Origin of the sequence: Luteimonas lutimaris, assembly GCF_039537065.1 — a bacterium.
GTDB lineage: Bacteria > Pseudomonadota > Gammaproteobacteria > Xanthomonadales > Xanthomonadaceae > Luteimonas > Luteimonas lutimaris.
The window spans coordinates 98,707-122,158 of the sequence record NZ_BAAAZU010000010.1 but is presented as its reverse complement, the minus strand read 5'-3'; the positions used below and the strand labels follow the sequence as shown (position 1 = coordinate 122,158).

The window sequence follows — 23,452 nt, the reverse complement described above, 5'->3', positions numbered from 1 at the left end:
ATCAGAACGCGAACGTCACGCCCGCCGTCGGGCCCTTGAAGGTCAGGTCCATGCCGGCGCTGCCGTCATCGTAGTCGCGGTTGACGTCGAGCTTGAACCAGTCGTAGCCCGCATACAGGCCGAAGTTGCGGGTGAACCGGTATTCGACCAGCGCGTTGGCGCGACTGATGTCGCCGCTGTAGTCGTCGAAATTGCCCCAGTCGGCATCCAGGTACTGCGCCTGCAGCGTGAAGCCCCACTTGTGGTCGGCGGTGTTGGTCGAGAACCGCGCGCCGACGACCGGCGCCACGCCCGACTCGCTGTCGCGGCTCTCGAAGCTGTCGGTGCCGTCGGAGGCGTAGACGTTGCCTTTCAGCCGCGCCCATTCGGCGCCGACCTGCAGGCCGAAACTCGTGGTCGGCGTTTCGACCAGCGCGTAGTCGTACACCAGGCTGCCGAGGTCGAATCCGGCCCTGGCCTTGGCCATGCTGCCGGCAGGAATGGTGGTGTCGCCGAGGACGACGTCCTCGCCGAGTTCGTAGCGCTTGTCGCGGTCGTACTGGAAGTAGTTGAACAGCAGGCGGTTGCGCTCGCTGAAATGGAAGATGCCCTCGACCCGCGGCGCGGTGTCGTCGCCGAAGTCGAGGTGGTCGCTGGTGTAGCGATAGGTGTCGCCGGCGAAATCGACGGTGCCCTTGAGTCGGGCGTCTCCGCTGGCCTGCATGGCGCCCAGGCGCAGGGTGAAGCGGTCGTCGTCGGCGTGTGCCGCCAGCGATGCCGTTGCGCCGACGATGGCGAGGGAAAGAGGGAGGATTCTGCAAAGATCGCGCACCAAATTGCTCCGGCTGAAGGGGGGAGGAATCGCCGCCCGGCTGCCGGACGGCAGCGCCTATTAGTCCGTCGTCGCGGTGCATCGCACGTGAAGCGCGGCGGGATCCCCCGCTGGGGAGCCTGCGACATCGCGGTGCGTGACGCAGTGCAAGGTTCCGGCCCCCGGTTGCGCGGACCCGGGACAGGCAACGCGGGGGCGGCCAGTGCGATTGCCGAACTGTGACGCTGCCCGCGCCCTGCACGGGTTTACCCCACTGCCGCCGCGCGGCCCGTTGCCGTATCCAGATCGGTGCAGGGGATCGATCCAGGGAGAGAGAACGATGAAGCACCTGAAGTGGACGGTGTTGGCGCTTGCCTGCGCCATGGGGACCGGCGTGGTCATGGCGGGCCAGGCGCCCGCGCCGAACGTCGACGGGGCCGGGGCGCTGGCCGCGGCCGGCGAGGCCGACGGGTTCGTGCAGCGCCTGCAGGCGCAGGAACGGCTGCTGGCCGCGGAACGCGCGCACTACCCGGCGATGTTCAGCGCCGCCTACGCGCGCTACCCGAGCATCCCGAAGGGCACGCTGGAGGCGCTGGCCTACAGCCAGAGCCGCTGGCACCAGCTGCGGCCGGACCGCAACGGCGAGCCGCGCCACGGCATGCCGCAGGCCTGGGGCGTGATGGGGCTGTATGCCGGCGACGGCTTCGCCGACCAGGTCGGCGAAGCCGCGGCGCTGCTGGGCACCACGCCCGAGCGGGTCATGCAGAACCCGTCGACCAACATCCTCGCCGCCGCCGTGCTGCTCGATCGCGAACTGCGCGGCACCGCGCGCGACGACGAGGCGCTGGCGCAGGCGCTGCAGCGCTATGCCGGCTTCGGCACGAAGGAGGGCGCCAGCGCGGTCGACGACTACGCCCGCGCCAGCTTTGCCTTCGACGTGCTGCTGGGTATCGACCGCGGCGTCGATGACAACGGCATCCGCGTGCCCGAGCGCCCGGTGCAGTGGGAGCGCGCGTTCCCGGTCGACACGCTGGCCACGCTCAGCGCGCCGATGGTGCGGCTGGACGTTGTGCACGACACGGTGGAAACCGACGCGTTCGAGGTCGACCCGCGCACGGAACAGCTGGTCGAGCGCGCATCCGAGGGCGCGCAGGCGGACCTGCTGGCGAAGGACGACAACGCCAGCCTGGCCACCGTGGACTTCCCGGGCGCGCGCTGGGTGAATTCGCCCAACCAGTCCTCGCGCAGCGGCACCGCGGTACGGGAGGTCGCCATCCACACCATGCAGGGCAGCTACGCCGGTTCGATTTCATGGTTCCAGAACTCGAGTTCACAGGTCAGTGCGCACTACCTGATCCGCAGTTCGGACGGCCAGGTCACGCAGATGGTGCGCGAGAGCCAGAAGGCCTGGCACGTGCGCTCGCACAACCCGCATTCGATCGGCATCGAGCACGAGGGCTACATCAGCAATCCGGACTGGTACACCAGTGCGATGTACAACACCTCCGCGGCGATTACCCGGCAGTCGTGCGCGCGCTACGCGGGCATCGTCTGCACGCGGGCGATGAAAACGTACACCAGTGCCACCCTGAGCGATGCCGACTATGACGTCATCGGTCACCAGAACCTGACCGACAACTCGCACACGGACCCTGGCAAGTACTGGAACTGGTCGAAGTACTACGGCCTGATCAACCCCGGCTCCGGCGGCACGACCAAGGTCCTCGACAGCTTCGAGAGCAGCGTCGGCCACTTCGTGACCAGCCCGACGTATTCGGGCAGCACCACCGGCATCGCCACCTCGTCCACGGCCAAGCGCAACTGCAGCATGAGCCACAACGGGTCGTGCTCGCTGCAGGTGCGGCTTGTTGACAACACGTCCTCGTCGGCAGCCTGGTCGGTGCGCCTGCTCTCGGGCAGCGGCAATCCCGGCAGCAACACCGCGCTGTCGCGCAACGGCAAGATCGGGTTCTGGGTCTACGTCGCCGGCAGCGGGATGAAGGTGGCGGTCGGCATCGACGACAGCGACGGCACCGAGCGCTCCACCTCGAAGGCGATCGCCGCCAACAAGTGGACCTACGTGGAATGGAAGCTGTCCGACGCTGCGCAGTGGAACGCCTGGGCCGGCAACAGTAACGGCACGATCAACGCATCGACCGTGAAGCTCGACGCGATCTGGTTCATGCATGCCAACACCAGCTACACCGTCAACGCCTACGTCGACAACGTGCAGCTCAAGCAGTGACCTCCGGGCGGGCGGGGCACCGGCCTCGTCCGCTTTCTGGAAGGCTGAAAGAGTGAAGCCCCGGCCATGGAGAGAGCCGGGGCTTCAGCGGCCTGCTGCGGATCCGACGAGGAATGGGTCACAGGCCTGCAGGGACTGACCGCGCCGGCCGCGGAAGGTTCCCGCGGCCGGCCTCCGCCGACCGTCCCGGACCCACACCAAGCCCCCGGAAAACAAGGGCTTCCGGCGGTTGCCGCCCAATTCCGGCGCCTGCTATACTTCTGCGGCTTCGCAGGAGGGATTTGCATCAGGCAGGTCGTGCGGCCCTCCTCGGCAGATCCCGCAAAGCTGAACAGGTGATTCGCGTGCACGATCCCATCGCCGCCGGTCGCCGGGCAGCGCTGCGCGCGGTGGCCGTCCAGGGACTGGTCGTCGCGCTGCTGGCAGCGGCTTTCCTCGCGCGCAGCGCGCAGGAGGCGCTGGCAGTGGGGGTGGGGGGGCTCGCACTGGTGCTGGGTAATGCGCTTTCCGCCGTCGTGGCGTTGGGCGGCATCGTCCCGGCACCGGTCGCATTCGGCAGGCTGCTGCTGGGTGCGATGGGCAAGTGGCTGGTCGCGATCGCGGTACTCGCGGCCGGGTTCGCGGTGTGGCGGTTGCCGCCGTTGCCGCTGCTGGGTGGGCTGGTGGCGGGATTGCTGGCCTACCTGGTGGCACTGAATTTCCTGAAGCAGGACGTACACAGCAAGGGTTGAACGCGTGATCGCCGAAAATGCCAGCGGGGCCCCGGAATCCGGCGGCTCGACCGAATACATCAACCACCACCTGCACCACCTGCAGGTGAGCGTGGGCGACAGCCAGTTCATGACGTTGAACGTGGACACGCTGTTCTTCACCGCGGTGCTGTCGCTGCTGTTCCTGTTCTTCTTCATCGCCGCCGCGCGCAAGGCCACCGCCGGCGTGCCGGGCAAGTTCCAGACCCTGGTCGAGATCATCGTCGGTTTCGTCGACGGGCTGGTGCGCGAGACCTTCCATGGCCGCAGCAAGATGATCGCGCCGCTGTCGCTGACGATCTTCGTGCTCGTGTTCCTGATGAATTTTATCGACCTGATCCCGGTCGACTTCCTGCCGTGGGCCTGGGCCAACGGCTACGTCGCCGCCGGCCACGACCCCGCGCATGCCTACCTGCGCGCCGTGCCCACCGCCGACCTCAACACGACCTTCGGCCTGTCGATCGCGGTATTCCTGCTGATCCAGGTGTTCGGCATCGGTCACAAGGGCGTCGGCGGCTTCACCAAGGAAATCTTCACCGCGCCGTTCCATGCCGAAAGCACGCCGATGAAGATCCTGCTGGCGCCGGCCAACGTGCTGTTGCGCCTGATCGAGGAGGGCGTGCGCCCGCTCAGCCTGAGCCTGCGACTGTTCGGCAACCTGTACGCCGGCGAGCTGATCTTCGTGCTGATCGCGCTGATGACCCTCGACGCGTCGCTGGCCCACTTCAGCACCTACCTGATGGGCACGATGCAGTTCATCGCGGGCTTCGCCTGGACCGCGTTCCACATCCTGATCATCACCCTGCAGGCCTTCATCTTCATGATGCTGACGATCGTCTACCTCAGCATGGCGGCCGAGAGCCACTAGGCCGCGCGCACCCCTTTCGTTCCTCCCATCCACCTACGCAACAGCAAACGATCCAACCGGAGCACACCATGGAAAACGCAGTCCTCATCGCCGAAGTCCTGAAGTTCACCGTCATCGCGGCGGGCCTGCTGATCGGCCTCGGCGCCCTCGGCACCGCGATCGGCTTCGCCATCCTCGGCGGCAAGTTCATCGAAGGCGCGGCGCGCCAGCCGGAGCTGACCCCGATGCTGCAGACCAAGATGTTCATCGTCGCCGGCCTGCTCGACGCCGTGCCGATGATCGGCGTCGCCATCGCCCTGCTGCTGCTGTTCGCCAACCCGCTGCTCGCCTCGCTCGGCGGCTGAGCCGGCACCGGATACAGCACGCGATTCAGGCATCGCCGGCGGCCCGCCGCCGGCACCAGGAGCACAGCACCATGCTACCCAACCTCACTCTGGTCGTTCAGGGCATCGCATTCTTCGCGGTCGTCTGGCTGGTGATGAAATTCGGCTGGCCGCACATCATCGCGGCCATCGAGGAGCGCCAGCAGAAGATCGCCGAAGGCCTCGCCGCGGCCGACAACAGCCAGAAGGCGCTGGCCCAGGCGCAGGACAGGATCAACGACGAGTTGAAACAGGCCCGCGCCAAGGCCAACGAGATCATCGAGCAGGCCCACCAGCGCGCCAACCAGATCGTTGATGCGGCCAAGACCGAGGCGATTGCCGAGGGACAGCGCCAGAAGGCGCTCGCCCAGAGCGAGATCGACGCGGCCTCGAACCGTGCGCGCGAGGACCTGCGCAAGCAGGTGTCCGTGCTGGCGGTGACCGGCGCCGAAAAGCTGCTGCACCGCGAGATCGACGCCAACGCCCACAAGGCGCTGCTCGACGAACTCGCCGCCCAGCTGTCATCCGAAGCGGCCTGACCGATGAGCCAGGCACTGACCCTCGCCCGTCCCTACGCCCGCGCCGCGTTCTCCATCGCGCGCGACGGCGGCAGGTCCGCCGAATGGTCCGCCGCGCTCGGCTTCGCCGCGCGCCTGGCGGCCGACCCGCAGGTCGCCGGCCTGCTCGGCAACCCGGCGCTGACCGATGCCGACGCGGTCGTGCTGCTGGCGCCGGAAGACGCGGACCAGCTGTTCCGCGATTTCCTGGCGCTGCTGGCCGACAACCGCCGCCTCGTGCTGCTGCCGGAGATCGCCGGTCTGTACGAAGAGCTGCGCGCCGACGCCGAGCGCGTGGTCAAGGCACGGGTGACTTCGGCCGCGGAACTGCCCGCAGGCGAGCTCGAAGGCATCCGTGCCGCGCTGAAGAAACGCTTCGGCCGTGAGGTCGACGTGGAATCGGCGGTCGATGCCTCGCTGATCGGCGGCGCCGTGATCGACGCCGGCGACGTGGTCATCGACGGCTCGCTCAAGGGCAAGCTCGAACGCCTGCAGGCCGCGTTGGCCAGCTGATTGATCCGTGGGCGGGCCCGTCCCGCCGCAAAAGCAAACCGTGATGGCGGGCCTGGGCCCGCCCTACAGGAAAACCGCAATGGCAACCACCACGCTCAACCCGTCCGAAATCAGCGAACTGATCAAGACCCGCATCGAGAAGGTCAAGCTCGGCGCCGAGTCGCGCAACGAAGGCACCGTGACCAGCGTGTCCGACGGCATCGTGCGCATCTACGGCCTGGCCGACGTGATGCAGGGCGAAATGATCGAGCTGCCCAACGAGACCTACGCGCTGGCACTGAACCTGGAGCGCGATTCGGTCGGCGCCGTGGTGCTGGGCGACTACGAGCACCTGCGCGAGGGCGACGTGGCCAAGACCACCGGCCGCATCCTCGAAGTGCCGACCGGCCCGGAGATGCTGGGCCGCGTGGTCAACGCGCTGGGCGAGCCGATCGACGGCAAGGGCCCGATCAACGCCGCGCAGACCGCGCCGGTGGAAACCATCGCCCCGGGCGTGATCGCGCGCAAGAGCGTGTCGCAGCCGGTGCAGACCGGCTACAAGGCGATCGACTCGATGATCCCGATCGGCCGCGGCCAGCGCGAGCTGATCATCGGCGACCGCCAGACCGGCAAGACCGCGGTGGCGATCGACGCGATCATCAACCAGAAGGGCACCGGCGTGAAGTGCATCTACGTCGCGATCGGGCAGAAGAACAGCTCGATCGCCAACGTCGTGCGCAAGCTGGAAGAGCATGGCGCGATGGCCCACACCATCGTCGTGGCCGCCAGCGCCTCCGAGTCGGCCGCGATGCAGTACATCGCGCCGTATTCGGGCTGCACCATGGGCGAGTTCTACCGTGACCGCGGCGAAGACGCGCTGATCATCTACGACGACCTGTCCAAGCAGGCCGTGGCCTACCGCCAGATCTCGCTGCTGCTGCGCCGCCCGCCGGGCCGCGAGGCGTTCCCGGGCGACGTGTTCTACCTGCACAGCCGCCTGCTCGAACGCGCCGCGCGCGTCAACGAGGACTACGTCGAGAAGTTCACCAACGGCGAAGTGAAGGGCAAGACCGGCTCGCTGACCGCGCTGCCGATCATCGAGACCCAGGCCGGTGACGTGTCCGCGTTCGTGCCGACCAACGTGATCTCGATCACTGACGGCCAGATCTTCCTCGAGACCGACCTGTTCAACGCCGGCATCCGCCCGGCCGTGAACGCCGGCATCTCGGTGTCGCGCGTGGGCGGTTCGGCGCAGACCAAGATCATGAAGAAGCTCTCGGGCGGCATCCGCATCGCGCTCGCGCAGTACCGCGAGCTGGCGGCGTTCGCGCAGTTCGCCTCCGACCTGGACGAAGCCACCCGCAAGCAGCTCGAGCGCGGCCAGCGCGTGACCGAGCTGATGAAGCAGAAGCAGTACGCCCCGATGTCGGTGGCCGAGCAGGCGCTGTCGATCTACGCGGTCGACAAGGGCTACATGGACGACGTGCCGGTGAGCAAGATCGGCGCGTTCGAAGAGGCTCTGCACGCCCACTTCGCCAACACCGCCGGCGACCTGATCAAGCAGGTCAACGACAGTGGCGACTGGAACGACGCCATCGAGGGCGCGTACCGGAAGGGCATCGAGGATTTCAAGACAACGGGTAGCTGGTAAAGGGCCGGGACTCGGGCCGGGTACCGGGGACTCGCGGAGCGCGAGCCCCGTGGACCGGGCCAGGGTGCCGGATGATTCAAAACGATTCGCGCGCGGGCTCTTCCGAGTCCCGGGCCCCGAGTCCCGAGTTCCGGATTAAAGAGTATGGCCGGCGGCAGAGAAATCAAAACCAAGATCAAGAGCGTGCAGAACACCCGCAAGGTGACGCGTGCGCTGGAGATGGTCTCGGCTTCCAAGATCCGCAAGGCGCAGGACCGGATGAAGGCGTCGCGCCCGTACGCGCGCGCGATGAAGCAGGTGATCGGGCACATCGCGCAGGCGAATTCCGAGTTCCAGCATCCGTACCTGGTCGAGCGCAAGCAGATCAAGCGCGTCGGCTACGTCATCGTCTCGTCCGACCGTGGCCTGGCCGGCGGCCTCAACAACAACCTGTTCCGCAAGCTGCTCGGCGAGATCCGCAACTGGCAGCAGCAGGGCGTCGAGGTCGACGTGGTCACCATCGGCCAGAAGGCCTCGGTGTTCTTCCGCCGGATCAAGGTCGAGATGCTGGCGACCGTGACCCACCTGGGCGACCAGCCGCGCGTCGACCAGCTGATCGGCGTGATCAAGGTGATGCTCGACGCCTACAACGGCGGCAAGGTCGACAAGGTGTTCCTGGCCTACAACGACTTCGTCAACACGATGACCCAGCGCGCGGCGTTCGACCAGCTGCTGCCGCTGCCGCCGTCGGACGAAGTGGTCGCGCGCCACGACTGGGACTACATCTACGAACCCGATGCCCAGGCCGTGCTCGAACACGTGTTGACCCGCTACGTCGAGTCGCTGGTGTACCAGGCGGTGATGGAGAACGTCGCCTCCGAACACGCCGCGCGCATGGTGGCGATGAAGGCGGCCAGCGACAACGCCAACAAGCTGATCGACACTCTCAACCTGGTCTACAACAAGGCCCGGCAGGCGGCGATCACGCAAGAGATTTCCGAGATCGTCGGCGGCGCCGCGGCGGTCTGACAGCCGGGAATTCCGGTTCCCCATTCCCGACACACGAATCAAACAGAGTCAGCGGAGTTTCCAAATGAGCAACCAGGGCAAGATCGTCCAGATCATCGGCGCCGTCGTCGACGTCGAGTTCCCGCGCGACAACGTGCCGAAGGTGTACGACGCGCTGAAAGTGCAGGGCACCGAGGTCACCCTCGAGGTGCAGCAGCAGCTCGGCGACGGCGTGGTGCGCACCATCGCGCTGGGTTCCACCGACGGCCTGAAGCGCAACCTGGTGGCCGAGAACACCGGGCGCGCGGTCTCGGTGCCGGTCGGTGCGGCCACGCTCGGCCGGATCATGAACGTGCTTGGCGAGCCGATCGACGAGGTCGGCCCGATCGAGGCGGACGACCAGTGGGAAATCCACCGCGACGCGCCGTCCTACGAGGAGCAGGCCGCGGCCAACGAGCTGCTGGAAACCGGCATCAAGGTCATCGACCTGATGTGCCCGTTCGCCAAGGGCGGCAAGGTCGGCCTGTTCGGCGGCGCCGGCGTGGGCAAGACGGTCAACATGCTGGAGCTGATCAACAACATCGCGACCCAGCACTCGGGCCTGTCGGTGTTCGCCGGCGTCGGCGAGCGCACCCGCGAGGGCAACGATTTCTACCACGAGATGATCGAGGCCAAGGTCGTGCGCCCGGACAACTTCCCCGAGTCCAAGGTGGCGATGGTCTACGGCCAGATGAACGAGCCGCCGGGCAACCGCCTGCGCGTCGCGCTGACCGGCCTGACCATGGCCGAGTACTTCCGCGACGAGAAGGACGAGACCGGCAAGGGCCGCGACGTGCTGTTCTTCGTCGACAACATCTACCGCTACACGCTCGCCGGCACCGAGGTTTCGGCGCTGCTGGGCCGCATGCCGTCGGCGGTGGGCTACCAGCCCACGCTGGCCGAGGAAATGGGCGTGCTGCAGGAGCGCATCACCTCGACCAAGACCGGTTCGATCACCTCGATCCAGGCCGTGTACGTGCCCGCGGACGACTACACCGACCCGTCGCCGGCCACGACCTTCGCCCACCTGGACTCCACGGTGGCGCTGTCGCGCAGCATCGCCTCGCTGGGCATCTACCCGGCGGTGGACCCGCTGGATTCGACCTCGCGGATGATGGACCCGAACGTGATCGGCAACGAGCACTACGACACCGCCCGCCGCGTCCAGCAGACCCTGCAGAAGTACAAGGAGCTCAAGGACATCATCGCGATCCTGGGCATGGACGAGCTGTCCGAGGAAGACAAGCAGGCCGTGTCGCGCGCGCGCAAGATCGAGCGCTTCTTCAGCCAGCCGTTCCACGTGGCCGAGGTGTTCACCGGCTCGCCGGGCAAGTACGTGCCGCTGAAGGACACCATCCGCGGCTTCAAGATGATCGTCGACGGCGAGTGCGACCACATCCCCGAGCAGGCGTTCTACATGATCGGCGGCATCGACGAGGCGATCGAGAAGGCGAAGAAGGTCGCGGCCTGACGGCCCTTGGCCGGCTGAGGCCGGCCACCGGTCACGAATCACCTTCGAAGCGAGAGACCCATGGCATCCACAATCCGTTGCGACATCGTCAGCGCCGAGCAGGAAATCTTCCACGGCGAGGCGGAAATGATCGTCGCCACCGGCGAGATGGGCGAGCTCGGCATCGCGCCGCGCCACGCCCCGCTGATCACCCGGCTCAAGCCGGGCAAGGTGGTGGTGACCCAGCCCGGCGGCGAGACGCTCGACTTCGCCATTTCCGGCGGCATCCTCGAGGTGCAGCCGCAGCTGGTGACGATCCTGGCCGACACCGCGGTGCGCGCGCAGGACATCGACGAGGCCGCCGTGCGCACGGCGATGGAAGAAGCCGAACGCGCGCTGGCCAACAAGGACCCGAAGATGTCCGCCGAGGAAGCACAGACCCAGCTGGCGATGAGCATCGCCCAGCTCAGCGCGCTGGAGCGGCTGCGCAAAAACCTCAAGCACTGAGGCAGGGACTCGGGACTCGGGACTCGGGAAGCACCTTCCGATCCGCATCCTTCCAGCCAAAAAACGAAGGGCCCCGCGCAAGCGGGGCTTTTTTTGTCCAGTCCCCCCCGAGTCCCGAGACCCGAGACCCGAGTCCCTCACCGCTTGTAAACCCAGTGCCGCGACAGCACGAAGCCCAGCATCCCCAGCGCCAGCTCGATACCCGGCTTCGCCAGCCACGCCCAGCGCAGGCCGAACAGCCCGTCGATGTGGGTCATCGACCAGGTGCTGACCGCCGTCGTGCCCAGCCACATCGCCAGGAACCTCAGCAGCTGGGTGCGACCGACCGCGGTGTCATCGCCGGCGAAGGTCAGCTTGCCGTTGGCCCAGTAGCCCAGCAGCGCGCCGCTGATGCGGCCGGCGACATTGGCGGGGCCGACGGCCATGCCGAAATGGCTCAGCGCCATCATCACGCCCCAGTCCACCAGCCACTGGATGCCGCCGATGAACAGGTAGTGGCGGCCCTGCCGGGTCAGGCTCATCGCGCATGCTCCCGGCCGGCCACGCGCCACAGCTCGACTTCACCGAGTCCGTCGACGCGCGTCGCGCCCCGCTGCAGCGCGGCGCCGAGCGCGGGACCGGCCTGCGCGGGACTGACCAGCAGCCAGCGCACGTCGTTCGCCGCGAACAGCCGCAGCCATTCCGTGCCGGTCGCGTCCGCTTCCGCGACCGCGCGTGCCGCCTGCAGGCCGGGATCGTGTTCGAACACGACCCGCCCGCGTCCGCCCAGCCCGGCGACGTAGCCGCGTTCGGGATCGGTCGCCAGCACCACGCCGTCATCGCCGGCGGGAATTTCCCGCAGCAGCACAAGTTCGGGGACGTAGCGGGCTTCGACGGGAACCGGATCGCCCGCGGCGCGGAGCGTCCGCTTCAGCGCCGCCGAGTGGTGCAGCCAGCTGGCGTTGGCCTGGAAGGCGAGGTTGAGCAGGCACAGGCCGAGCACCATCCAGCGGAAATGACGCACGCCGAACCGCCGCCGCGCATGCGGCAGCAGTGCCAGCGGCAGCAGCGCGAGGGCCGGATACGCGTAGCGCGCGTACTGCAGCGGCGCCAGCGACAGCAGCAGCGCCGCGGTCAGCGCGAGCGTCAGTGCGCGCGAAGGCGCGGACAGCAGCGCCACCAGCCAGGCGCCGGCCAGGCCGACCAGCACGAACCCGAATCCGCCGTCCAGCGCCTCGACGTAGCGGTCGGTGTCGAAGGTGATCCGCCACGGCAGGCCCGGGCCGAAGCCGGCGTGCCAGCGCGGATCGCGATAGTCCACGGCCGGAAAATAAGACGACTCGAAGACGCCGTTGAACAGCGGCAACACCGGGTTGCCCGTCTGCCACCAGGACTGCAGGTAGCTGGCACCACCGATGGCGGCGACCAGCAGCAGCGCGACCGGCACCCGCCGCCAGGGCAGTGCATGGCGATGGTGCCAGGCCGCGTAGCCCAACAGCGGCAGCGCGGTCAGGACGTGCATGCCCTTGAGCGCCATCAGCGCGCCGAACAGGATCGCCCCCGGATACAGCCGCGACGGGCCGGCTGCGGATTCCGGCAGCACCACCAGCGCCGCAAGGGCGAGCAGGACCGCGGTGGCCGGCAGCTCGGTCTGCATGCCGGCCGCCATCCACACCAGCGGCGGCAGGCTTGCAAACAGGGCCACGCAGGCCCAGCGTTCGCTCGTATGTGCCCCCACGCCCGCGCCGGCGGTCCACAGCGATGCCGCCGCCAGCGCCAGCCACCCCGCATTGAGGCCGCCGCGCGCGTGCCCGCCCGCCAGTACCGCGGCAAATCCCTGCAGCGCGTCGCCCGCCCACGGTGCAAACGCCCACACCTGGTGGGCCGGGTCGGGCCGGTACGCGCCGGACATCAGCAGCTGGCTCGGCAGGCCGAGGTGGTAGCGCAGGTCGTCGGCCTGCATCGTTGGCAGCCAGCAGGCGGTCGAGGCCAGCCCCAGCAGCATCACCGCCAGCGCCGCCCATCCCGGGGTCTTCGCCACGGCCGCGCGCCAGCCGGCTGCCGCCACGCCCGCTTCCGCGCGCAGGGCGCGCCAGCGCCAGGCCACGAGTGCCAACACCAGCGGCCACCACGCCCACGCATGGTGGACCGGCCAGGTGATGATCCAGCCGCCGAGGCCCGCCAGCGTGGCCAGTCCGATGACGGTGGCTAGCGGCAGCCGGCCGGGCGTCCCCACCGCAAGCCAGCCAAGCCCGATCGCCGCCGCCGCGGCCAGCAGCGCGAGCGTCGCGATCACGGCCGGCGGACCGGCGAACCACAGCAGCGCCAGCGACCACGCCAGCGCCAGCGACGAGGCCCACGACCAGCGTGCGAAGCGCCGCAGCGGCCACGCGGCACCGGCGGCGACCAGGGCCAGCAGCAGCGACAGCGCCAACCGTTCCCACGGCAGCACCCGCCACATCGCATGCAGTGCGAAGCCGGCGGCCAGCGCGCACGCGCCGCCGTACAGCGCCATGCGCCGTGCCGGCTGGTGGCGGTCCACTGCTTCGATCATCGATGCGCCCGGCTGCAAACGCGGGATCATAGCAACGCCACCCGCTAGAATTGCCGCCTCACCACTGCCGTCGCCCCGGGAAACTCCATGTCCGCACCCCTGCACGTCGTGATCCTCGCCGCCGGCGAGGGCAAGCGCATGAAGTCCTCGCTGCCCAAGGTGCTGCAGAAGATCGCCGGGCGGCCGATGCTGGCGCACGTCATCGCCGCTGCGCGCGCGCTGGAGCCTGCCGGCATCCACGTGGTGTACGGCCACGGCGGCGAACAGGTGCGCGATGCGTTCGACGACCAGCCGGAACTGCAGTGGGCCGAACAGGCGCGCCAGCTCGGCACCGGCCACGCCGTTGCCCAGGCCATGCCCGGCGTGCCGGACGACGCGCAGGTGCTGGTGCTGTACGGCGACGTGCCCCTGATCACCACCGCCACGCTGCGCCGGCTGCTGGGTGCCGATGGCCGCATCGCCGTGCTGGTCGCCGATCTCGACGACCCCACCGGCTACGGCCGCATCGTGCGCGACCCGGAAGGCCGCGTCGGCGCGATCGTCGAGCACAAGGACGCGGACAAGGACCAGCGCCGCATCCACACCGTCAACACCGGCATCCTCGCCGCCGACGCAGTCGCGCTGAAGGGCTGGCTGCAGCGCCTGTCCAACGACAACGCGCAGGGCGAGTACTACCTCACCGACGTCTTCGCGATGGCTGCCGCCGAGTACAACGCCGCGGAGATCGTGGTCGTCGAGGATGCCGTCGAGACCGAAGGCGCCAACGACCCGTGGCAGCTGGCGCAGCTCGAGCGCGCGTTCCAGCTTCGCCAGGTGCGCGCGCTGTGCGTGCAGGGCGCGCGCTTCGCCGATCCGGCGCGCGTCGACATCCGCGGCGAGGTCACCGTCGGGCACGACGTGGAGATCGACGTCGACGTCGTGTTCGAGGGCAGCGTCGCGCTCGGCGACGGCGTGCGCATCGGTCCGTTCTGCCGCATCCGCAACGCCGAACTGACCGCCGGCACCGAAGTGCGCGCCCACTGCGACATCGACGGCGCGCGCACCGAAGGCGCGGTGCAGGTCGGCCCGTTCGCGCGGCTGCGCCCGGGCACCGTGCTGGCCGACGGCGTGCACATCGGCAACTTCGTCGAGGCCAAGAACACGCACATGGGCGTGGGCAGCAAGGCCAACCACCTCACCTACCTCGGCGACGCCCGCATCGGCGCCGGCGTCAACATCGGCGCCGGCACCATCACCTGCAACTACGACGGCGCCAACAAGTCGACCACGACCATCGAGGACAACGCATTCATCGGCTCCAATGCCTCGCTGGTGGCCCCGGTGACGATCGGCAAGGGCGCGACGATCGGCGCGGGTTCGGTGATCGGCAATGACGCGCCGGCGGGCGAGCTCACCGTCGCGCGCGCGCGGCAGGTGACGGTCGAAGGCTGGCAGAGGCCACGCAAGCCCATCAGGTGAGCTTGATCAACATCAAGCCAGCCTGGCCAGTTCGGCACGAATAAAATCAAGGTAGGACGTCTCGTCCTTTTTTTTGCCAAACACGAAGAAATCCTTGTAGCGCAATGCGTTGTCGAGGCCAATGATCCGGCGCACACTCGCCGGATTTCCGGCGACTACACTGAAGGGCGGAGTGTTGTGCAGTACCACGGAATTGCTTGCGATGATCGTGTAATCGCCGATGCTGATGCCTCCCAGTACTCGTGCGCCAGCCGCGATGTATACGTGGTTGCCGACCCGAGGAATGGCGAACGATCGCCCGGACGCGTCCGGTTTGCCTTTACCTCCGTTGCCACCGATCGTCACGTTCTGACCGATCATCACGCCATTCCCGAATCGGGCAGCGGCGTGTAGCACCACGCCGATTCCGCCGTAGGCAAAGCGGGTGTCCAAGGGAAGTTTGCATTGTGCCGGCACATGGCTGTTGTGCAGCAGGTAAATGAGCCGCTCGCAGCGGCGCGCGGTGACCTCGTCGCCGGCTTGAAGGTGCCGCTGGGCATGCTTGTGGATTTCGATAATCGACGGGATCCCGGCATCAAGAAGTCCTCCGAAAGCCTCCATCCACCGTGTGGTTGGTTGGTCGGTTGTCTGTACCATGAAAGATCCTCGGGAAGAGCAGGTTTTCCACCGCACGGTCCAAGCGCGGGGGGAAGCTCTCCGCATGATAGTCGGCGCAGTGGCAAAGTCGATCGCATTTGGGCTTGGTTAGGCAGGAAACGTGATGGCGACGGACAGCCCGCCGCCGTCGCGGTTGAGCAATGCGATCCGTCCGCCGTGCGCCTCGGCGATCTCGCGCGCCAGCGCCAGGCCCAGGCCGGTGCCGTGGCGCTTGGTGGAGTAGAACGGCAGCAGCGCGTTGGCCAGCACCGCCTCGTTCATGCCGCTGCCGCGGTCGAGCACGTCGATGCGCCAGGCATCGGGAAGCCGTCGCAGCGACAGGCGCACCTCGTTCGCAGGGCCGCCGGCCTCGTGCGCGTTGCGCAGCAGGTTGAGCAGGGCCTGTTCGACCTGCGCTGCGTCGATGCGCACGGTGCCGTCGGCGGGATGCAGGTCGATGTCGAACTCCACCTGGCTGCGCAACTGCGCGATGAAGCGCCGCCATTCCACCGCTTCCAGCCGCGGCGCGGGCAGCTTGGCGAAGCGCGCGTAGTCGCGGATGAAGCCCTCCAGGTGGCGCGCGCGCTCCTCGATGGTCGCCAGCGCGGCCGGCAGGCGTTCGTACTGGCCGCGCCGCAGCAGTTCCGCACCGGAGTGGGCGAGCGAGGCGATCGGTGCCAGCGAGTTGTTGAGCTCGTGGCTGATCACGCGGATCACCTTCTTCCAGGTCTGTACTTCCTGCCGGCGCAGTTCGGCGGTGAGCTGGCGCAGCAACACCAGCTCGTGCTGGCGGCCGTTGAGGCGGAAGCCGCGCCGGCTCAGGTGGTAGATGTCCTCCTGATCGTCGTCGCCGACGGTGAACATGCCGTCGCCACCGCGCGAGAAGGCCTCGCGCACCGCGTCGCTGCTGGCCGAGAGCAGGCTGTCGAACGACTGGCCTTCGAGCTTGTGCCCGTCGCCGAACATCCTGCGTGCAGCCAGGTTGGCCAGCGCCACGCGCCGCGTCGAATCCAGCAGCACCATGGCTACTGGCGTGTTCTGCACCACCGTGTCGAGCAGCAGTTCGCGCTGGACCAGCGCCTGGCGCTGTTCCCGCAGCACCTTGCCGAGCTGGTTATGGCTTTCGACCAGTTCGCGCAGCTCGCCACGGCCCTGCCAGGACACGCCGGTACTGAAGTCGCCGTCGCGATAGCTGGCCACGCTGCCGGCCAGCGCCCGGAACAGCGAGCGCGCCGGCGCGAACATCCATCGCAGGTGGGACAGCAGCAGCGGCAGCGGCAGTGCGGCCGCCAGCAGCACCGCTGCCCACGGCTGCAGCCAGCGCTGCAACAGCAGTGCGAGCGCGGCGGCGGCGAGCATGTAGCCGACCGTCAGCACGGCGTAGACGACGTTCAACGGCAGGCGGCGCCACCAGTGCATCAGTCGCGCCTGATCCCGAGCCGGTCCAGGCGCCGGTACAGCGCCTGCCGTGACAGGCCCAGTTCCGCCGCGGCCTGCGCCAGCACGCCGTCGTGGCGTTCGAGCGCGGCCTCGATCGCCGCGCGGTCCGGTTCGTCGGCCGTTGCGGTGACGGGGGGCGCGCCGGGTGCCGGCTGCAGCGCGAGGTCCGCGGCCGAGATCCCGTCGCCGCGCGCCAGCAGCGCCGCACGCTGCATCGTGTTGCGCAGTTCGCGCACGTTGCCCGGCCAGGCGTGGCACAGCAGCGCGCGTTCGGCGTCCTCGCCCAGACGCTTGCCCTGCGGCAGGAAGTGCCGCGCCAGAGGCAGGATGTCGCGCGGCCGCCGCGCCAGCGGCGGCAGGCGCAGCTCGATGCCGGCCAGCCGGTAGAACAGGTCCTCGCGGAAGCGGCCGTCGGCGATCAGCGCCGGCAGGTCGGCGTTGGTCGCGCTGATGATGCGTACCTTGACGCTGCGCTCGCGGTTGCCGCCCAGGCGCTCGAAGCGGCCGGTCTCCAGCACGCGCAGCAGCTTGACCTGCCCGGCCAGCGGCAGCGTGCCGATCTCGTCGAGGAACAGGGTGCCGCCGTCGGCGGCCTCGAACTTGCCCTCGCGCGCCTTGTTGGCGCCGGTGTAGGCGCCGGGCTCGGCGCCGAACAGTTCGGCCTCGATCAGGTCGGCGGGCAGCGCGCCGCAGTTGAGCGCGACGAACGGGCCGTTGCGGACGCCGGAATTGGCATGGACGATCTCGGCGTACTTTTCCTTGCCGGTGCCATTGGGCCCGGTGACCAGCACCGGGATCTCCGAACGCGCCACCTGGCAGGCCAGCGAAACGGTGCTCTCGCTCGCCGGATCGTCGAACACCAGCCCGCGCAGGTCGTGGTCCTGCAGCAGCGCCGCGCGCCGCTGGCGTTCGCCGCCGCGCTGGCGCGACAGTTCGCGGCGCGACTCGCCCAGCTCCAGCAGGTTGTTCACCGTCGCCATCAGCTTGTGGTCGTCCCAGGGCTTGGCGAGGTAGTCGGCGGCACCGGCCTTGACCAGGTCCACCGCCGACTCCAGGTGCGTCCACGCCGTGAGCAGGATCACCGGCAGGTCCGGGAAGCGCGCACGGATCTCGTGGAACAGCGCCACGCCTTCCTCGCCCGAGGTGGTGTCGGCGTGGAAGTTCATGTCCTGGATCACCAGGTCGACATCGTGCGCCTGCAGCTGTTCAAGTCCCGCCTGCTGCGATTCGGCGCGCAGCGTGTGGATGTCGTGCAGGGAAAACAGCAGGTCGAGCGCGGTGGCGACGGAGGGGTTGTCGTCGATGACGAGGATGGTGGGCATGAGGTGAATTATGGTCCATGTGGCCAATTCCCCTCTCCCGCTTGCGGGAGAAGGTGCCCGCAGGGCGGATGAGGGCGCTCTTCGTCACGCGCCCTCACCCCCAACCCCTCTCCCGCTTCGCAGGAGAAGGGCTGCAAGCTAAACGCTACGCGTCGCCACCGCCGGCGGCACCGCCGCCGCGCGCCGCGCCGGCCAGAACACCGCGAACTGGCCGAGCAGCCACAGCGCCACCGCGCCGATCGGCAGGTACACCAGCGGCAGGCGCGGCAATTCGTACTTGCCCATCAGCATCTGGTTGATGGCGAACGCCAGCAGCATGCCCAGCACGATGCCGACGCTGGCGAGCAGGAAGTTCTCGGTCTGGAAGTAGCGCAGGATCTGGCCCCTGGTCGCGCCCAGTGCGCGGCGCACGCCGATCTGCTTGGTACGCTGCTGCACCCAGAAGCTGGCCAGGCCGACGATGCCCAGTGCGGTCACCACCAGCAGCGCCACGATCACGGCGACCAGCAGCCAGATCATGGCGCGGTCCTGGCGGTAGAACTCGTCGCGCAGGGCTTCCAGCGTCTTGCTGTTGTCGGTCAGGATGATGCGGTTCGGGCCGTTGCGCTCCAGCGCGGCGATTGCGGCCTTGAGCACCTCGTCGCGGCGTCCGGGCTCGGTGCGCAGCAGGTAGTTGCCGCCCAGCGAGTAGGGCACGTTGATCGGGAAGATCATCGAGTACTCGCGCGCGGCGGGGCCGCCGTTGTTGCCCGGGCGCACCAGGTGTTCGACCACGCCCACGATCCGGATCGGTTCGTCGTCTCCGCCGTAGAACGCTTTTCCGACTGCTTCCTGCCCGGGGAACAGCCGGTCGGCCATGTTGCGGGTGATGATGGCCGAGGGAATCGACGCGTTGGTCCCGGGGGTGGTCAGCTCCGACCACTGCTGGAATTCGTCCGGCGTGAAGTTGCGGCCGGCCACGAGCCTGAGTCCCAGCGTGTCGAGGAACTGCGATTCGGCCATGTACTGGGTGGCATTGAGGGTCGGCCGCTTCTGGTCGCGGCTCAACTTCACGCCCGAGTTCCAGGAGGAGTTCACGAACGGAACCTGGTTCGTGGCGGTCGCGGCCTTGACGCCCGGCAACCCGCGCAGGATGGCCAGGTCGCTGCTGGTCAGCGCATCGTCGTCGTCGCCGGTGCCGATGCCGGTCAGCTGCACGCGCACGATCTCGTTCTCGGCCACGCCGCTGGGCAGGCTGGTCCGCTCGATGCGGTTGCCGATCAGGAACAGGGCGTTGCAGACGATCGCGCAGCTCAGCGCGATCTCCAGCACGATCAACGCCGCGGCGGTCTTGTGCCGGAGCAGGGTGGAGAGGATGGGGCGCAGTTCCATGGGGATTCTCCGGGATTCGTGTCGTTCTTCTGGCGCTTGGCGCCTGATGGTGGGTGTTGGTGTGGATGACACGGCAGTGATGCCGGCTGCCGCGAATCACCAGTCACCGCACCTCATTGCGACTTCAGCTGCATGGCGGGGGTGACCTGCATCGCCTGCCAGGCCGGGATCAGGCCGGCCAGCAGGCTGGCGCCGATGGCCAGCGCGAAGGTCACCAGCAGCATCATCGGGTCGAGATGCGCGAGTTCGGCGTAGCTGGCCGGCTGCTGGCGCACCGCCCACAGGCCGAGCCAGGCCAGTGCCAGGCCGACGATGCCGCCGGCCATGCCGACGGCGCCGGCCTCGACCAGGCACTGCACGAAGATCTCGCGGCGCGACGCGCCCAGCGCGCGCCGCACGCCGACTTCGCCACTGCGGCGCAGGAACTTGGCCAGCAGCAGGCCCACCGTGTTGAGCAGGCACACCAGCAGGAAGCCGAACGCCAGCCACACCTGCAGGCGTACGTCGCCGGGCACCACCTTGTTGTAGTCCAGCCACTGCATCACGTTGCGCAGGCGTACGTTGGTGGGGCGCTCGTAGCGGCCGCTGGCGCGCTGCTGGTCGGAATAGTTGACCAGGTAGCGGCGGTAGGCGTCGGCCTTTTCCGGCGTGTCGAGCTGCGCCCAGTACTGGATCCACACGCAGGGCGCGTTCAGGCTGGCCTCGCCCTCGGGATCGGTACTGGTGTCGCCCCAGCAGTCCATGCTGCCGCTGCGGCTCAGCTTCAGGTCGCGCGAGGTCGAGAACGGCAGGAACACCTGTTCCAGTTCGCCGAAGCGGTCGCTGTTCATGTCGTAGAAGCGCGGGGTTGGGCGCCAGTCGTCGATCACGCCGACGATGCGGAAATCGGCGTTTTCCAGCCTGACGGTCTTGCCGACGCTGTCGGCGCCGCCGAACAGCTTGTCGTTGAGCGCCTTGGCGATCACCGCCACCCGCGCATGGTGCTCGTCCTCGGCCGCGCTCCAGCCGCTGCCGTGGAGGAAGGGCACGTCGAACATGGGGAAGATGTCCGCGCTCGAGTAGCGCGCATCGGCATAGAACGGCTTCAGGTCCGCGCGCTGCGGCGTGATCGCGACGCTGCCGCCGGTCATCATCGCCTGCCGGTCGCCGCGTTTCTCGCGCAACAGGGCTTCTGCGTCGAAGCGGGTGACCTGCTGCGCGGGGTCTTCGCCGGGCGTGTAGCCGTTCATGCCTGCCGGGTCGAGTTGCACGTAGTACAGCTGGTCGCTGCGGGTCGGCACCGGGTCTCCGGACAGGATGTGGAACACCGTCAGCGTGGTCATGCTGGCGCCGATGCCCAGCGCGATCGCCAGCACCATCAGTACGGTCAGCGCCCGGTTGCGGCGGAAGCTGCGCAGGGCAAGGTTGAGGTAGTAGGCGAACATGTCGACTCCTGTGTGTCAGGCGCTGCGGGTGGCGACGACGGGCGGGACGGCGGCGGCGCGCAGCGCCGGGCCGATGACGGCCGCCTGGCCCAGCAGCAACAGCGCCAGCGCGCCGAACGGCAGGTAGGGCAGCGGTAGCCGCGCGATCTCGAAGTAGTGCATCAATACCTGGTTGCCGCCGTAGGCCAGCAGCATGCCGAGCGCGATGCCGGCGCCGGTCAAGAGCAGGTTCTCGGTCTGGAAATAGACGGTGATCTGGCGCCGGGTGGCGCCGAGCGCGCGGCGGATGCCGATCTGCTTGGTGCGCTGCTGCACCCAGAAGCTGGCCAGGCCGACGATGCCCAGCGCGGTGACCAGCAGCATCGCCGCGATCACCGCGACCAGCAGCCAGGCCATCGCGCGGTCGCTGCGGAAATAGCGTTCGCGCAGTTCGGACAGCGTGCGGCTTTGCTGCTGGTCGAGTACCGCCTCGGGCACGGCGCGGGCCACTGCCTGGCGCGCGGCCTCCATCACCCGCGGCAGGTCGAGCGGATCGGCGCGCAGCACGTAGCTGCCCGATTGCGCGTCGTCGCGCACCGGCACGATCACCGACCACTGCGCGCCGGCCACGCCTTCCTCGCTGCGGCCCGGGTCGGTGACGGCGAAGCTGTCCACCACGCCGGTCACGCGGAAATGCGCGCCGCTCCACAACTCCTTGCCCAGCGGGCTTTCGCCGGGCCACAGGTGTTCGGCCAGCGCGCGTGTCACCCACACCGGGGCATCGCTCGGTATGAAGTTCTCGATGGGCTGGAAATCGGCGGCGCCGAACGGGCTGCCCTGTACCGGGTGCAGGCCGAGTGCCTCGATCGCGGCGGCGTCGAACATATAGAAATGCAGCACGCCGCCCCAGTGCTTCTCCTCGCGGTCGAGGCTGGCGCCCATGTAGCCGGCACGTGGCCCGAACGGGGTGGTGTTGGCGGTGCCGGCGGCGCGCACGCCGGGGATCGCGCGCAACGCGCCGAGCACGCGCGCGTTGAGGTCGGCATTGGCGCAGCCGTCGCAGCCGCTCAGTGCGATCGCGCCCACCGCGCTTTCGTCCGTGCCGCTGTCGATGCGCATCAGTTCCAGGCGACTGGTAATCAGGAAGAAGGCGTTGCACAGCACCGCGCAGGCGAGCGCGATCTCCAGCGTGATCAGCGCGGCGGCGACGCGATGGCGGCCCAGCGCGGAGAGGATTGGCTTGATGTCCATGGCGTGCCTTACAGGGTCTTCAACTGCATCGCCGGCGCGATACGGCTGGCGCGCGCGGCGGGGAACAGGCCGGCGAGGATGCTGGCCGACAGCGCCAGGGCGAAGGTGGCCACGAACATCTTCAGGTCCAGGTGCACCAGGTCGGCGTATTCCACCGGCTGGTTGCGGATCGCCCACAGGCCGAGCAGGGTCAGCAGCAGTCCGAGCGTGCCGCCGACCAGGCCGATCAATCCCGCCTCGGTCAGGCACTGCGCGAAGATCGAACGCTTCGACGCGCCCAGCGCGCGGCGCACGCCGATCTCGCTGCCGCGGCGCAGGAACTTCGCCAGCAGCAGGCCGACCGTGTTGAACAGGCAGATCAGCAGGAAGGCCAGCGCAAGCCAGCTTTGCAGGCGCACGTCGCGCGGTACGACGCGGTTGTAGTCCAGCCATTCCATCAGCGACAGCAGGCGGGCGTTCTCGGGGAAGGGGATGCGGCCCAGCGCCTTCTGCTGCGCGGCGTAGTCGGTGACGAAGCGGCGGTAGTCGGCGACTTTGGCGGGGCTGCCCAGTTCCACCCACAGTTGCAGCCAGACGCAGTCGGTGTTCTGCAGGTGGCCGGGCACGGCCGGCAGCGAATTGCAGGTGAACTGGGCGAAGTGGCCGTCGTTGATCTCCAGCCCGGTCTGGAACGGCACCATCACGTCCTCGGCCTTGCCATAGAAGCTGGCAGTGTCGCCTTGCGAGAAATTGCCGCCGGCAAGCGTGTGGAACTGCGGCGACGGCCGCCACGGCTTGAGCACGCCGACGATGCGCACGGCGGCATCGCGGACGACCAGGGTGCGGCCAACGCTGTCCTTGCCGCCGAACAGTTTTTCGTTGAGGTCCGAAGAGATGACGGCGACCCGCGCGCGCTTCTCGTCGTCCTCGGCCGTCCAGGGGCCGCCGAAGGCGAACGGCACGGCGAACATGGGGAAGAAGTCGGCGTGCGTGGAAAGCATCGTCGTCATCAGCGGTGGGTGCCCGGTGTCCGGCGATTGCAGCTTGATCTCGCTGTCGTTCACCAGCGCCTGGCGATCGCCGCGCCCGGCGCGCCACAGGTCCATCGCCGAGGTGTAGTCGAGCATGTCCGGCGGATACCTGCGGGCCTTGCTGGTCGAAAGCGCGTCCACCTGCGGGTAGAAGATGTGCTGGCTCCTGCCGGGCAGCGGATCGCCCGACAGCAGGTGCATCAAGGTCAGCGTGGTCATCGACGCACCGATGCCGACCGCGATCGACAGCACCATCAGCACGGTCAGCACCTTGTTGCGGCGCAGGCTGCGGACGGCGAGTTGCAGGTAGTAGCCGAACATGCGGGGCGGC

At 68.4% G+C, this 23,452-nt stretch carries 21 protein-coding genes; 11 read left to right on the top strand and 10 right to left on the bottom strand.

Annotation, left to right across the window (positions count from 1 at the left end; genetic code table 11):
* Window position 1: 1 nt before the first annotated feature.
* Complete coding sequence (locus ABD679_RS09960; protein WP_344759832.1) at window positions 2–811, bottom strand: hypothetical protein; 810 nt, start codon at window positions 809–811, stop codon at window positions 2–4.
* Window positions 812–1,130: 319 nt separating this feature from the next.
* Here ABD679_RS09960 and ABD679_RS09955 point away from each other — a divergent pair, with 319 nt between their 5' ends.
* The 10 genes from ABD679_RS09955 (at window position 1,131) to ABD679_RS09910 (ending at window position 10,697) form a co-directional block, all read left to right on the top strand.
* On the top strand, window positions 1,131–3,035 hold the full coding sequence (locus ABD679_RS09955) for an N-acetylmuramoyl-L-alanine amidase (RefSeq protein WP_344759831.1): 1,905 nt from the start codon (window positions 1,131–1,133) through the stop codon (window positions 3,033–3,035).
* A 344-nt stretch (window positions 3,036–3,379) separates the two neighbouring features.
* Window positions 3,380–3,766 (top strand): hypothetical protein, encoded by a 387-nt coding sequence (locus ABD679_RS09950; protein WP_344759830.1) that lies wholly within the window; start codon window positions 3,380–3,382, stop codon window positions 3,764–3,766.
* 4 nt (window positions 3,767–3,770) lie between these two features.
* Window positions 3,771–4,652, top strand: coding sequence for a F0F1 ATP synthase subunit A (gene atpB, locus ABD679_RS09945; protein WP_344759829.1), 882 nt, complete (start codon window positions 3,771–3,773; stop codon window positions 4,650–4,652).
* 68 nt (window positions 4,653–4,720) lie between these two features.
* Window positions 4,721–4,996, top strand: a complete 276-nt coding sequence (atpE, locus tag ABD679_RS09940; RefSeq protein ID WP_344759828.1) for a F0F1 ATP synthase subunit C — start codon at window positions 4,721–4,723, stop codon at window positions 4,994–4,996.
* A gap of 71 nt (window positions 4,997–5,067) precedes the next feature.
* A complete protein-coding gene (locus ABD679_RS09935; RefSeq protein ID WP_344759827.1) occupies window positions 5,068–5,553 on the top strand; it encodes a F0F1 ATP synthase subunit B in 486 nt (161 codons plus the stop codon).
* 3 nt (window positions 5,554–5,556) lie between these two features.
* On the top strand, window positions 5,557–6,084 hold the full coding sequence (locus tag ABD679_RS09930; RefSeq protein WP_344759826.1) for a F0F1 ATP synthase subunit delta: 528 nt from the start codon (window positions 5,557–5,559) through the stop codon (window positions 6,082–6,084).
* Window positions 6,085–6,163: 79 nt separating this feature from the next.
* Window positions 6,164–7,714, top strand: a complete 1,551-nt coding sequence (gene atpA / locus ABD679_RS09925; RefSeq protein ID WP_344759825.1) for a F0F1 ATP synthase subunit alpha — start codon at window positions 6,164–6,166, stop codon at window positions 7,712–7,714.
* A 144-nt stretch (window positions 7,715–7,858) separates the two neighbouring features.
* Window positions 7,859–8,722, top strand: coding sequence for a F0F1 ATP synthase subunit gamma (gene atpG / locus ABD679_RS09920; RefSeq protein ID WP_344759824.1), 864 nt, complete (start codon window positions 7,859–7,861; stop codon window positions 8,720–8,722).
* 64 nt (window positions 8,723–8,786) lie between these two features.
* The gene (gene atpD, locus ABD679_RS09915) at window positions 8,787–10,211 is read left to right on the top strand and encodes a F0F1 ATP synthase subunit beta (RefSeq protein WP_344759823.1); all 1,425 of its coding nucleotides are present in this window, start codon (window positions 8,787–8,789) and stop codon (window positions 10,209–10,211) included.
* Window positions 10,212–10,271: 60 nt separating this feature from the next.
* Window positions 10,272–10,697, top strand: coding sequence for a F0F1 ATP synthase subunit epsilon (locus ABD679_RS09910; protein ID WP_344759822.1), 426 nt, complete (start codon window positions 10,272–10,274; stop codon window positions 10,695–10,697).
* Window positions 10,698–10,834: 137 nt separating this feature from the next.
* Here ABD679_RS09910 and ABD679_RS09905 read toward each other — a convergent pair whose 3' ends face one another.
* Both ABD679_RS09905 and ABD679_RS09900 read right to left on the bottom strand, forming a co-directional pair.
* Entirely contained in the window at window positions 10,835–11,218 is a 384-nt protein-coding gene (locus ABD679_RS09905; protein WP_344759821.1) for a GtrA family protein, read from the bottom strand.
* On the bottom strand, window positions 11,215–13,230 hold the full coding sequence (locus tag ABD679_RS09900; protein WP_344759820.1) for a hypothetical protein: 2,016 nt from the start codon (window positions 13,228–13,230) through the stop codon (window positions 11,215–11,217). The genes ABD679_RS09905 and ABD679_RS09900 overlap by 4 nt, the downstream gene beginning before the upstream one ends.
* Before the next feature lie 87 nt (window positions 13,231–13,317).
* On the opposite strand from ABD679_RS09900, the gene glmU reads away from it, so the two are divergent.
* Window positions 13,318–14,688, top strand: a complete 1,371-nt coding sequence (gene glmU / locus ABD679_RS09895; protein WP_344759819.1) for a bifunctional UDP-N-acetylglucosamine diphosphorylase/glucosamine-1-phosphate N-acetyltransferase GlmU — start codon at window positions 13,318–13,320, stop codon at window positions 14,686–14,688.
* A 12-nt stretch (window positions 14,689–14,700) separates the two neighbouring features.
* On the opposite strand, the gene ABD679_RS09890 is transcribed toward glmU, so the two are convergent.
* The 7 genes from ABD679_RS09890 to ABD679_RS09860 form a co-directional block, all read right to left on the bottom strand.
* The gene (locus ABD679_RS09890; RefSeq protein WP_344759817.1) at window positions 14,701–15,324 is read right to left on the bottom strand and encodes an LbetaH domain-containing protein; all 624 of its coding nucleotides are present in this window, start codon (window positions 15,322–15,324) and stop codon (window positions 14,701–14,703) included.
* A gap of 108 nt (window positions 15,325–15,432) precedes the next feature.
* Window positions 15,433–16,743, bottom strand: coding sequence for a sensor histidine kinase (locus tag ABD679_RS09885; RefSeq protein WP_425561882.1), 1,311 nt, complete (start codon window positions 16,741–16,743; stop codon window positions 15,433–15,435).
* Window positions 16,743–18,086 carry a sigma-54-dependent transcriptional regulator gene (locus ABD679_RS09880; protein ID WP_344759816.1) on the bottom strand — a complete coding sequence of 448 codons (1,344 nt, stop codon included), beginning with the start codon at window positions 18,084–18,086 and terminating at the stop codon, window positions 16,743–16,745. The genes ABD679_RS09885 and ABD679_RS09880 overlap by 1 nt, the downstream gene beginning before the upstream one ends.
* 138 nt (window positions 18,087–18,224) lie before the next feature.
* Complete coding sequence (locus ABD679_RS09875; protein ID WP_344759815.1) at window positions 18,225–19,457, bottom strand: ABC transporter permease; 1,233 nt, start codon at window positions 19,455–19,457, stop codon at window positions 18,225–18,227.
* Between the two features lie 113 nt (window positions 19,458–19,570).
* A complete protein-coding gene (locus ABD679_RS09870) occupies window positions 19,571–20,881 on the bottom strand; it encodes an ABC transporter permease (protein WP_344759814.1) in 1,311 nt (436 codons plus the stop codon).
* A 15-nt stretch (window positions 20,882–20,896) separates the two neighbouring features.
* Window positions 20,897–22,111, bottom strand: a complete 1,215-nt coding sequence (locus tag ABD679_RS09865; RefSeq protein ID WP_344759813.1) for an ABC transporter permease — start codon at window positions 22,109–22,111, stop codon at window positions 20,897–20,899.
* Between the two features lie 8 nt (window positions 22,112–22,119).
* Window positions 22,120–23,442: an ABC transporter permease gene (locus tag ABD679_RS09860; RefSeq protein WP_344759812.1), complete on the bottom strand. Its 1,323-nt coding sequence runs from the start codon at window positions 23,440–23,442 to the stop codon at window positions 22,120–22,122.
* Window positions 23,443–23,452 lie beyond the last annotated feature (10 nt).

What these genes read in the sequence shown, in the direction of transcription:
- ABD679_RS09955 (WP_344759831.1), top strand. Translation starts at nt 1,131, where the DNA reads ATGAAGCACCTGAAGTGGACGGTGTTGGCGCTTGCCTGCGCCATGGGG.
- atpE (WP_344759828.1), top strand. Translation starts at nt 4,721, where the DNA reads ATGGAAAACGCAGTCCTCATCGCCGAAGTCCTGAAGTTCACCGTCATC.
- ABD679_RS09935 (WP_344759827.1), top strand. Translation starts at nt 5,068, where the DNA reads ATGCTACCCAACCTCACTCTGGTCGTTCAGGGCATCGCATTCTTCGCG.
- ABD679_RS09930 (WP_344759826.1), top strand. Translation starts at nt 5,557, where the DNA reads ATGAGCCAGGCACTGACCCTCGCCCGTCCCTACGCCCGCGCCGCGTTC.
- atpA (WP_344759825.1), top strand. Translation starts at nt 6,164, where the DNA reads ATGGCAACCACCACGCTCAACCCGTCCGAAATCAGCGAACTGATCAAG.
- atpG (WP_344759824.1), top strand. Translation starts at nt 7,859, where the DNA reads ATGGCCGGCGGCAGAGAAATCAAAACCAAGATCAAGAGCGTGCAGAAC.
- atpD (WP_344759823.1), top strand. Translation starts at nt 8,787, where the DNA reads ATGAGCAACCAGGGCAAGATCGTCCAGATCATCGGCGCCGTCGTCGAC.
- ABD679_RS09910 (WP_344759822.1), top strand. Translation starts at nt 10,272, where the DNA reads ATGGCATCCACAATCCGTTGCGACATCGTCAGCGCCGAGCAGGAAATC.
- ABD679_RS09905 (WP_344759821.1), bottom strand. Translation starts at nt 11,218, where the DNA reads ATGAGCCTGACCCGGCAGGGCCGCCACTACCTGTTCATCGGCGGCATC.
- ABD679_RS09900 (WP_344759820.1), bottom strand. Translation starts at nt 13,230, where the DNA reads ATGATCGAAGCAGTGGACCGCCACCAGCCGGCACGGCGCATGGCGCTG.
- glmU (WP_344759819.1), top strand. Translation starts at nt 13,318, where the DNA reads ATGTCCGCACCCCTGCACGTCGTGATCCTCGCCGCCGGCGAGGGCAAG.
- ABD679_RS09890 (WP_344759817.1), bottom strand. Translation starts at nt 15,324, where the DNA reads ATGGTACAGACAACCGACCAACCAACCACACGGTGGATGGAGGCTTTC.
- ABD679_RS09885 (WP_425561882.1), bottom strand. Translation starts at nt 16,743, where the DNA reads ATGCACTGGTGGCGCCGCCTGCCGTTGAACGTCGTCTACGCCGTGCTG.
- ABD679_RS09880 (WP_344759816.1), bottom strand. Translation starts at nt 18,086, where the DNA reads ATGCCCACCATCCTCGTCATCGACGACAACCCCTCCGTCGCCACCGCG.
- ABD679_RS09875 (WP_344759815.1), bottom strand. Translation starts at nt 19,457, where the DNA reads ATGGAACTGCGCCCCATCCTCTCCACCCTGCTCCGGCACAAGACCGCC.
- ABD679_RS09870 (WP_344759814.1), bottom strand. Translation starts at nt 20,881, where the DNA reads ATGTTCGCCTACTACCTCAACCTTGCCCTGCGCAGCTTCCGCCGCAAC.
- ABD679_RS09865 (WP_344759813.1), bottom strand. Translation starts at nt 22,111, where the DNA reads ATGGACATCAAGCCAATCCTCTCCGCGCTGGGCCGCCATCGCGTCGCC.
- ABD679_RS09860 (WP_344759812.1), bottom strand. Translation starts at nt 23,442, where the DNA reads ATGTTCGGCTACTACCTGCAACTCGCCGTCCGCAGCCTGCGCCGCAAC.